The organism is Candidatus Jordarchaeum sp. (assembly GCF_052745115.1).
The window spans coordinates 1-9,909 of the sequence record NZ_JBRAKS010000136.1 but is presented as its reverse complement, the minus strand read 5'-3'; the positions used below and the strand labels follow the sequence as shown (position 1 = coordinate 9,909).

The following is a 9,909-nucleotide window of genomic DNA, read 5'->3' as shown; positions in this document are numbered from 1 at the left end:
TCTATAAGACACAAAGAGAAACTAATATCTTACTTATAAACCGCAAAACTTGAGTCATAATATTTATATCGTTAATAAAATATAGTTATATAAAAAAGGTAGGAAGAGAGATGGGTTCAGAAAGAATTTTGAATTATGCATTAACTTTTGAGAATGCAGTAAAAACCTATCCAGAAAACCTGTTTTTGAAAACTATTATAGTAAGAGATGAAGAAATAACTTATAGAGAGGCTGATAAAATAGTAAACAAATTAGGAAATGGGCTTAAGAACTTAGGTGTGCAGAAAGGAGACAGAGTATCTATATATTTACCATATAACTGGCCTGAGATTATTCTAAGTTACTACGCGTCCGCGAAGATAGGCGCAGTTTCGGTTCCCGTAGATTCTCTATATAAAAGCGAAGAAGCGAAATACATTATAGAAAATAGTGGATCAAAAATTATTATTACTTCAACAGATTATTACAAAGAGTTTGTGGAAGGCATAAGACCTGACTTAGAATGTGTAGAGAACATCATCGTGTTGGGAGAGGAAATAATACCAGAAACCCTATCTTATAACAAACTTTTAGACAAGTCATCCGATAAGTTAGACATTACCAATTGCAATAAAGATGACATTGCTATTCTGGGTTACACTTCTGGTACAACAGGGGTGCCCAAAGGGAGTATGTTAACCCACCGCAATATGCTATTTCAATATGCCTATGGTACGAGTTGTGTGAATTTAACTCCTTTTGATAAATGCTTAGTAATAGTTCCAAGTACCCATTCATATATATATGCTGCTTTAATGCATGGGATCGTAAGATCAGGGAGTTCAATGTGGTTTATGGGACGATTCAATCCTATTCTGGCTTTAGAGACTATTGATAAATATAAGATAACCTGTGTCACAGGAGCGCCAACTGTTTTTTCTTTTCTGCTACTTGTATTTGATCCAAAGAAATACGATGTTACTTCATTGAGAGCATTTACAACCGGTTCTGCTCCAACTTCCCAAGCTCTTTGGAATGATGTTGAAGCAACATTTCCTAACGCCAGAATTTACGAATTTTACGGCTTAACGGAAACTAGTGTTACCCTTACGAATGACAATGCAGACGGCATCCGCAAGCATGGCTCAGCTGGAAAACCAGCTTGGGGTACACAGATCAAAATCTTTGATGAAAGCGACCAAGAACTAGCTCCCGGAGAGGTAGGAGAGGTGGTGGCCAGGGGCCCACAAATTATGAAGGGCTACTGGAATATGCCTGAAAAAACCAAAGAGGTATTCACCAGTGGCTGGTTCCATACAGGAGATTTGGGCTATTTGGACGAGGATGGCTATTTATTCATTGTTGACAGAAAGAAGGATATGGTTAAGGCTGGAGGCTACAGTGTCTTCCCAGCTGAGGTAGAAGGTTTCCTGAGGACGCATCCAAAGATAGTGGATGTCGCTGTGCTTGGCGTTCCCGACGAAATAAGAGGAGAAAACGTGGTAGCCTTCGTAATGCTAAAGGAACCGGGAAGCGCAACCGAAGAGGAAATTATAAGTTATGCCAAGGAAAAAATGGCACCATACAAGGTGCCCCGAATAGTAAAGTTTGTAACAAATTTTCCGCGAACAACAATAGGTAAGATAAAAAAGGCTGAGTTAAGAAAATTACTAGAAGAACCTAAAGCTTAATCTATTTTCAACTGTTAAGACTATTTTAGAGGTGATTTTTAGTGAAGTGGAGAACAAAGCTAACCGAACTTTTGAACTGTAAATATCCAATTATGCAGGGTGGTTTAAGCGGAATTGGCACTTGGGAGTTTGCTGCCGCAGTGTCCAATGCAGGTGCTGACGGCTGCCTTACCGCAGCCACCAGTAAAACTCCCGACGGATTGAGGGAAGACATTCAAAAATTAAAGAAAGCTACCAAAAATCCATTCACAGTGAATATAACGATAGGTATGTGTCCACATATTGATGAAATGTTTGAGGTATGTTTTGAAGAAAACGTTCCTGCAATTGAAACTGCTGTTTACAAGCCCGACGAGTATGCTGAACGAATCAAGAAATCGGGAATAACATGGATTCATAAAGGAGCTACAGTAGAGTTTTGTAAGCATGCGGAAAAATTGGGAGCAGACGCAGTGGTTCTCGTGGGACTGGACGGTTACGGATTCAAACACATTAAGCAAATGCCCACCTTCACCAGTATCGCTTGGGTAGCACCGCAAATAAATGTGCCCTTGATTGCTGCTGGTGGAATCGGAGATCCTCGTACATTCCTCGGAGCCCTATTCTTGGGAGCTGATGGAGTTTACTTGGGTTCTGCTTTGATGGCTACCAAGGAGTGTCCTCTATCCGAGAGAGTAAAGGAAAATATGATAAAAGCGCAGCCGAATCATCCCGATCTTATAAGAGAATTACTTGCTCCTCCTAATCCCAAAGAGTATATCGAAGTTATGGCAGCGAGGGAAAAAATGCCCTTTGAAAAATGGATTCCCGCCTTGGAAAGGGTGATGCTCAAACATCATGATTGGAGAGATATTGATCCAATGTGGGTGCAAGCAGAAGTACTAAAGAGTAAGGACCCTCAAACTACCGAACTAATTCCATCACTCGGCGAACGACCCAAAGGACCGTTCTCCTTCGCCTGTGGTTACATAAATCGTATTGTTACCGTCAAGGAATTTATCGAAAACATGGTCAAGGGAGCAGAAAAGATTCTAAAAGAAATAACAGAACAATGGGAATTAGGCCGGTGAGAAATTATTAATCCCACAACTCTTTTTTTAATAAAATATTTCGAGTTGTTTCAACCCATTTTTCGCACATTTGTGAATTCTATAGTAGAGTTCGATGTTCTCTTAAATTGTTTGAAGTTCTTTCTTGATAATCATGCTAATTATATTTGAGAAGCCCGCATAATTTCCCCCTTTCACTCCGAAAAGGGTTAAACCATAAGAATAACCTCGCAGAATCTGCGAAAAATGGGTTTCAACGTAAAATCTTTTCGTTATTTTTATATCTTCAGCTAAGAATAATGTGTTTTGTGTCTAATCGCCTGGAGGGTATACTTTGCCCAAGGATTTGATTTCTCAAATAAATGCTCTTTTTAATCCGAGTTCTATTGCAGTATTGGGGGTTAGTGATAAGAAGTTTAGACTAGGTAACTTTCTTCTCAGTAACTTCATAGACATCGGCTACGAAGGAAAACTCTACCCCATTAATCCGGATGAGGAAACTATAATGGGCTTGAAGAGCTATCCCAGCCTCAAAGATATTGACGAAACAGTAGACCTTCTAGTTATTTCGTTGCATCCGGATAAAGTGCCCCAAGTAATCGAGGAAGCAGTTGAGAAAAACGTTAAGGGAGCGATAATTTTTTCGTCCGGTTATGGAGAGAAGGGTAATGAGGGAAGGCTTAGAGAGAGGGAACTAGTTGAGATAGCCCGAAAGGGTAACTTGAGAATAATTGGTCCAAACTGCATGGGATTTTACTGCCCTTCTACAAAGCTTTCATTCTTTCCGGGCTTATCTAAAGAAAGTGGACCTGTAGCTTTCATCTCCCAGTCAGGATCCTTATCCAACATTGTTGCCTTCGCTGGAGAAATCCATGGATTTGGATTTAGCAAAATGATTAGTCTAGGAAATTCATGTGATTTAGATGTGAATGATTTTCTAGAATATTTGGGAAGCGACCATGAAACCAAAATAATTGCATGCTATCTGGAGGGCGTGGAGGACGGAAGAAGATTTCTCAGATTAGCGAAGAGAATCTCGAGGAAAAAACCGATAATAGTATGGAAGGTTGGATGGACTAAGGGAGGTGCTAAGGCTGCGGGTTCACACACTGGCTCAATCTGTGGCAATAAGGAAATATGGGATGCGGTGTTTAAGCAAGCGGGATTAATTAGAGTGGAAAATCTGTCTGAATTGTTTGGACGCTTGGGTGCTTTCATTAATCCTTATCTACCGAATGGTAATAGGGTTGTTGTTATTTGCGCACCGGGGGGAGCTGCGGTTTCCACTGCTGATGCGTGTGAAAAAGCGGGATTGGAGCTAGCTGAACTTTCAGAGGAGACTAAAAACAAAATGGCAGAAATAATTCCCGAATTTGGTACTAGCGTTTCAAATCCAGTAGATATGGGGTTAATTGTTACCTATGATAAAACAATTTATCCCAGCTGTACGGAAATAGCTGGACGAGACGAAAATGTCGATATGGTGCTAGTATTTCACTTTGTCATTGATAAAGAATTGGCAGAAAACTTGGTTGATGTTCAAAAGAGAATAAAAAAACCAATGGCGGTAGCGACAAATATACAACAATTGCTGGGAAAGGAATTCGGCGCAATTTTCAAACCTTTCGATACGGAAGAGATGCCGAATATACTAAAAAAATTCTACGAATCAGGTATTTCATTCCATTCCACAGAGCAAGACGCTGCAAGAACGCTGATGTCTTTACTCGAATATAGAAAATTTCTAGAAAAAAGCAATAGGGAAACAGGTATCTATTGAAACTTATGCTCTAAAATTTCTGTCGTTTTAAAAAAAATCTTATAAATGGTTTTAGATAACGTTAATAGTTATTCTGAAATATCAGCGTCAGATTTTTTAATATAACACCATCCGGGTGTGATTTAAGATGAATTGGAGAACCAGGTTAACCGAACTTTTAGACTGTAAATATCCAATCATGGAGGGGGCATTTGCCGGGATAGGCACTTGGGAATTCGCCGCAGCGGTTTCAAAAACGGGAGCAGTAGGTTGTCTCACCGCATCAACTAGTAAAACTCCCGAAGGATTGAGAGAAGAAATTCAAAAATTAAGGAAAGCCACTAAAAACCCGTTTACCGTGAATATTTCCATAGGTTTATGTCCACACATTGATGGCATGTTTGAAGCCTGTTTCGAAGAGGACGTTCCTGCAATTGAGACCGCGGGATTCAGGCCTGATGAGTACGCTGAGCGAATAAATGAATCGGGAATAACATGGATTCATAAAGGAGCTACAGTAGAGTTTTGTAAGCATGCGGAAAAACTGGGAGCAGACGCAGTGGTTCTCGTAGGACTGGACGGTTACGGATTCAAAAACATTAAACAGTTACCCACCTTCACCAGCATTGCCTGGGCAGCACCACAATTAAACGTGCCCATAATTGCTGCCGGAGGCATAGGAGACCCTCGAACCTTTCTGGGAGCCTTATTTCTAGGTGCTGACGGAATCTATCTAGGCACCGCCCTAATGGCCACAAAAGAATGCCCCCTGTCAGATAAAATAAAAGAAAACATAGTAAAAGCACAACCAAACCACCCCGACCTTATAAGAGAATTGCTCGCACCCCCAATTCCAAAAGACTTCGCAGAAGTTCTAAAAAAGAGGGACACAGTATCCTTAGAGGAATGGCTCATCTCCATGGAAAAAGTAATGCTCAAACATCCTGATTGGAAAGACGTAGATCCAACATATATACAACAGTTACTAATTGGTAGGGGTAGCGAGATTGTTGAGCTATTTCCATCACTGGGCACCCGTCCTAAAGGTCCATTTTCTTTTGCCTGCGGATACATAGACCGCATCATAACAGTAAAGGAGCTTATTGAAAATCTAGTTAAGGGAGCTGAAGAGATTCTAAAAAGAAAATCAGAAGAGTGGGAATTACCCTAATAAACTAAGGTTTAAATCTATCTCAACTAATAGCGACTTTTTATCCTATGGTAAATATGCCTGAGCTTTGCCTACCGCCACCTTGTCCCCATTCTGGTTGTCTACCCATAATTCTAAATCCACAAAACTCATTTCCTTGGTTCTGGGATGCTTAGCCACCACCTTTCCGCAAAATTTCACAGTGTCTCCCGGGAAAACCGGTCTGATGAGTTTAATATCTATGGATTTTAATCTGCCACCATCAGCATAACACCAATTCGTAATCACTTGAGTCATAAGAGCAATGGTCCACTGGCCGTGAGCAATTGTTTTACCCATACCAAAAAGGTTCACTTCACTGGCCCAAATCGGATCTACGTGTATCGGATTGAAATCTAGTGAGCCACAGGCGAATCTAGAAATTAATTCTTGTGTAACATTTACTTCTATGATTGGCAATTCATCATCCAGCATTACATCCTCAAATTTTACTTTATCAGTCAAATATTTTCCCTCCTTTCCCGTAATGCGGGATTATTTTTTCGCTCCAGTTATTTTGTGTTCTTCTTCATCCTTTGAGAACGGAAGTATTAGGGTTCCCCACCATTTGGCCACCAGCTCATTTCTCTGGTTCGTGATTTCCGAATAGTATGTTAGGTAGCGTTTTCCTCTTTTGAGGTATTTGTCGTAGGCTTGGGACTTGATTTTTAACACATCGCCTTCTCTTACGGGTTCATAGAACTCTATTTTTTGTCCAGGATTAATAGCTCCAGGTGTCCTAATCCAGCTGCCGGAACCGGTACCAGCAATCCAGAAAACCACCGGAGTAATGAACATGGGAGGAGCGATTCGTCCGCCCCAGGGTGTTTTTTTGGCAATTTCTTCATCTATGAAAACAGGGTTTTTTTCTAGGGTGCATTCTGCATAGGCATCAATGTCTTCTTTCTTAACAACAAACTCTCTTTCTCCGAAGCCTTCGGTTCCTATCTCTACATCTTCCCATCTTTCATACTTAGTTTGATCTACAAAAAAATCATATTGAAACTCTTTCTGCTTCTCGGTTTTCTGAAACTTTTTTATTAGATTTTCCGCTTCTTTAGAAAGTCTTACCACACCTATTCCTCCTATATTTTTAAAAAAGGTAATAAGGTCTATTTAACATATAATGATGAACTCGCAGAACTCGTCTCCTTTCGCTGCGCATTTGACTTCTTGTGATACATACAGGGGTTTTCCCTCTTTTTCAGCGAAATAATTTAAGACTCCCTCAGCAGCGTAGCCGAAAGGACAAGAGGGCTGAGGCTCCAATCCTTTTAGCTTAAGGTAGCTGCCCACCTCTTTTCCATAGAGTGACGAATAGACTCTGAAGATGATTTTTAAGCCACTAAACTCAGTGATTTCTGAACGACCCCAGCCTAGAGTGCTGAAAAATTTTAATAGGTATTCAAATACTCCTCTAATTCCAAGGTGCTCGTTTTCCTTTGCTATTTCCCTGCCGTATTTAACAATGCTACTTCTATAGACAGCTCTCATGGTGTCGCCGAATTTTTCATAGGGAGCTGCTGTAAAAGCTATAGACATAAGCACACTGGGCGTAAAAACCACTCTTTCGCCTCTATATAACAGGGAGCCGTTCTCAGTTATTTTAAGGGAACGCAGGAATTCTTTAATCTCCTGTTTAATATCCATTATTCCTCACCTTTTACAATCCATTCATCGTAGTCGTCACCTAGAGCGAGAAACTTGACCTGTTTACATGTCAGTTTTGGTATTTGGCTTCCTTTCCTCTCAATGGCTTTTTGAACCGCTCCAATCCAATTTGCTCCCCAAGCAGATTCGAAAAACGGGAACTGATTTTTAAGATTTTTCACGTTATCTCTTAGCCAAGAGGAAAAGAGATCGTTGTACATTTGAATAATAACCTCTGGTTTTTCTAAGTCTGTTTTGACCGACTTTGTGAGCCCCCAACCTCTTGGATTATTAAATTCGGCGTAAGCCTCAATAACATTCTCCGGGGGTGCTCCACGATCTATTAATTGATTCGCAACCGTAGCACCACTTATACTTATAAAAGGCCAAAGGAAGTTTTTAATAGAAGCCCCCATAACCTTGAGGATTTCCATAAAAGTAATCATCAGCCAACGTTGAGGAACGAAGACGTACCGCATTCCCTCAAAGAAAATTACCCCTTCTTCGTCTATCTCAATTTTTTCTAAAATAGATTTTAAGTCCGCATTTAGTTTTTCTAAGGAGGGAGGAAACTCACCTTCACCAATGTTCTGAACCATCTCACACACCACTAAACCCAGAAAGTCTAACTTAGTTAATTAATGGAAAAATAATATATATATCTTTATATCATATTCAAAGTCTTTGCCAGACATTAAACAACGGCTATAATTATTCCTAACACTTACCCAAATCGAGGACTTCACTAAACCATTTTCCATCTGGAACAAACAAGGAAATCTATGGTTTAATAGGGAAGGAAAAATTTTGCTCTCCAACTTATGAATTTCTTCAAGAGTCCCTAAAAGTGTAATGAGCCCTTCTCCATAAAAAATAGAAAAGGTAGAAATAAGGATATTAATAAGATTGCTTTGAGTCACATAAGAATATAAGCCTATTTTACGAGACGTAAGAAAAGGTGTAAACCATGAAACAAATGTTTGAAACTATTCTCTATGAGGTACAGGAAGGCGTAGCAACAATAACCTTGAACCGACCCGAGGTTTTGAACGCTTTTAACACTCAAATGAACCAAGACCTCAAATTAGCTTTAATGAAGACTAAAGAGAATGAGAATGTTAGAGCCATAATAATTACTGGTGCTGGTAGGGGTTTCTGCTCGGGAGCTGATGTTAAGAGCTTCGCTGACGGTGTGGCTTTGGAGTCTTTCAAGAAAATGGTGGAAAACGAGGAACTAATGGATTTACTTATATCACCATACGATTTAGTTAACGTGGAGAAGCCGATCATTGCTGCTGTGAATGGGGTTGCCGTGGGATTTGGTATGAATCTCTGCATCAACTGCGACATTATAATAGCCTCCGAAAATGCGAGCTTCGGAGAATTCTTTGTAAGAATGGGAATACTACCGGATATGAATGGTTGCTTCATACTACCCAGAATCCTTGGAATACACAAGGCCAAAGAACTGATATTCACAGGGGATAGAATTGATGCCAAGGAGGCGGAGCGAATAGGACTAGTGAACAAAGTTGTCCCCCACGAGGAACTAATGCCTACAGTGAAGGCACTGGCAAAAAAACTAGCTGAGAGTGCACCTTTAGCCATAGGTATGGCCAAGAGGCTCATCCACGAAGGATACGGCGAACTCTTCAGTGAAATGTTAAAACAGGAGATTCGCTATCAAGCCAAGTTATACGCATCCGAAGACCACATGGAAGCTGCTCTAGCCTTCTTTGAAAAAAGGAAGCCCAGATTTAAAGGAAAATGATATTAAAATTCTCCTTTTCACTTCTGGGCAATATACATGGCGTAATTTATATATCGTTGATACTCTTCAATTTTCAAATTTTTAAAACCTGTTTTTTCTAGAAGGTTAGTCCAATACTGTTTAGGCTTCCAGACGAATGCGAAGAATAGCATGGCTAGAAACATTTTGAAATTTCTTAGAAGTTAAACGGTTATGAATTTTCCACCGGACTTTAAAACCCGCTTTATTTCCTTTAGGGCTTTGATTTTCTCCTCCTCATCGCGCAGCTCATGCAGCACGGAACCCGCAGTTACTATGTCAAAGGTGTTATCGGGGTAGGGAATCTCTAAAATGTTCCCATTTTTGAATTCTATTCTATTGATAACGCCCTCTAGTTCTGCGTTTCTATAAGCCTGGTCGGGGGAATTCCCGCTCATTCCACCATATATGTCAATGCCTACCACTTTTCCTTTATCCAAAATCTTAGCCCAATTAATAGCAACCGAACCTGTACCGCAACCTGCATCCAGAAGATATTCGTCACCCTTAACACTCTCATTTTCCGCAATCTGTTTCCACATATTGCTAAAGTATCGAGGCCTAAGCAACAAATAATGCATTGGTATATAGGAAGCTCCGATATACAATCCTACAAAAGCCACTGGTATACCAATGAGCATTAAAACCCAGCTTAATGACCAATCTATGAAAAAACCTGCTAAAGCCACGATTAACCCAATTACACCTATAGTGGTAACTCCTAGGAAAGGTTTGAGAGCAACGTATCCGTAATTGGGCTTCTCACCGTTGTCCGAAACTTACCCATCTAGGACACTTCCAGA

At 40.3% G+C, this 9,909-nt stretch carries 10 protein-coding genes; 5 read left to right on the top strand and 5 right to left on the bottom strand.

All coding sequences use genetic code 11. The annotated features are described in order from the left end of the window. Window positions 1-110 precede the first annotated feature (110 nt). From ACUVXA_RS10935 to ACUVXA_RS10920, 4 genes are all read left to right on the top strand, one after another. Window positions 111-1,670 (top strand): class I adenylate-forming enzyme family protein, encoded by a 1,560-nt coding sequence (locus ACUVXA_RS10935; RefSeq protein ID WP_445871295.1) that lies wholly within the window; start codon window positions 111-113, stop codon window positions 1,668-1,670. 41 nt (window positions 1,671-1,711) lie between these two features. Then, window positions 1,712-2,740 (top strand): NAD(P)H-dependent flavin oxidoreductase, encoded by a 1,029-nt coding sequence (locus tag ACUVXA_RS10930; protein ID WP_445871294.1) that lies wholly within the window; start codon window positions 1,712-1,714, stop codon window positions 2,738-2,740. 313 nt (window positions 2,741-3,053) lie between these two features. Then, window positions 3,054-4,499: an acetate--CoA ligase family protein gene (locus ACUVXA_RS10925; protein WP_445871293.1), complete on the top strand. Its 1,446-nt coding sequence runs from the start codon at window positions 3,054-3,056 to the stop codon at window positions 4,497-4,499. Window positions 4,500-4,626: 127 nt separating this feature from the next. Beyond that, window positions 4,627-5,649 carry an NAD(P)H-dependent flavin oxidoreductase gene (locus ACUVXA_RS10920; RefSeq protein WP_445871292.1) on the top strand — a complete coding sequence of 341 codons (1,023 nt, stop codon included), beginning with the start codon at window positions 4,627-4,629 and terminating at the stop codon, window positions 5,647-5,649. A 45-nt stretch (window positions 5,650-5,694) separates the two neighbouring features. Here the strand turns inward: ACUVXA_RS10920 and ACUVXA_RS10915 are convergent, their stop codons facing one another. From ACUVXA_RS10915 to ACUVXA_RS10900, 4 genes are read right to left on the bottom strand one after another with little or no spacing between them, the layout of a single operon-like run. Continuing rightward, the gene (locus tag ACUVXA_RS10915) at window positions 5,695-6,132 is read right to left on the bottom strand and encodes a MaoC family dehydratase (protein ID WP_445871291.1); all 438 of its coding nucleotides are present in this window, start codon (window positions 6,130-6,132) and stop codon (window positions 5,695-5,697) included. A 30-nt stretch (window positions 6,133-6,162) separates the two neighbouring features. Continuing rightward, window positions 6,163-6,741 (bottom strand): MaoC family dehydratase, encoded by a 579-nt coding sequence (locus ACUVXA_RS10910; protein WP_445871290.1) that lies wholly within the window; start codon window positions 6,739-6,741, stop codon window positions 6,163-6,165. Window positions 6,742-6,783: 42 nt separating this feature from the next. Next, the gene (locus tag ACUVXA_RS10905; RefSeq protein ID WP_445871289.1) at window positions 6,784-7,317 is read right to left on the bottom strand and encodes a V4R domain-containing protein; all 534 of its coding nucleotides are present in this window, start codon (window positions 7,315-7,317) and stop codon (window positions 6,784-6,786) included. After that, window positions 7,317-7,916 carry a hypothetical protein gene (locus ACUVXA_RS10900; RefSeq protein ID WP_445871288.1) on the bottom strand — a complete coding sequence of 200 codons (600 nt, stop codon included), beginning with the start codon at window positions 7,914-7,916 and terminating at the stop codon, window positions 7,317-7,319. The genes ACUVXA_RS10905 and ACUVXA_RS10900 overlap by 1 nt, the downstream gene beginning before the upstream one ends. A gap of 368 nt (window positions 7,917-8,284) precedes the next feature. On the opposite strand from ACUVXA_RS10900, the gene ACUVXA_RS10895 reads away from it, so the two are divergent. After that, a complete protein-coding gene (locus ACUVXA_RS10895) occupies window positions 8,285-9,088 on the top strand; it encodes an enoyl-CoA hydratase/isomerase family protein (protein WP_445871287.1) in 804 nt (267 codons plus the stop codon). Between the two features lie 182 nt (window positions 9,089-9,270). Here ACUVXA_RS10895 and ACUVXA_RS10890 read toward each other — a convergent pair whose 3' ends face one another. Next, window positions 9,271-9,795, bottom strand: a complete 525-nt coding sequence (locus ACUVXA_RS10890; protein ID WP_445871286.1) for a class I SAM-dependent methyltransferase — start codon at window positions 9,793-9,795, stop codon at window positions 9,271-9,273. Window positions 9,796-9,909 lie beyond the last annotated feature (114 nt).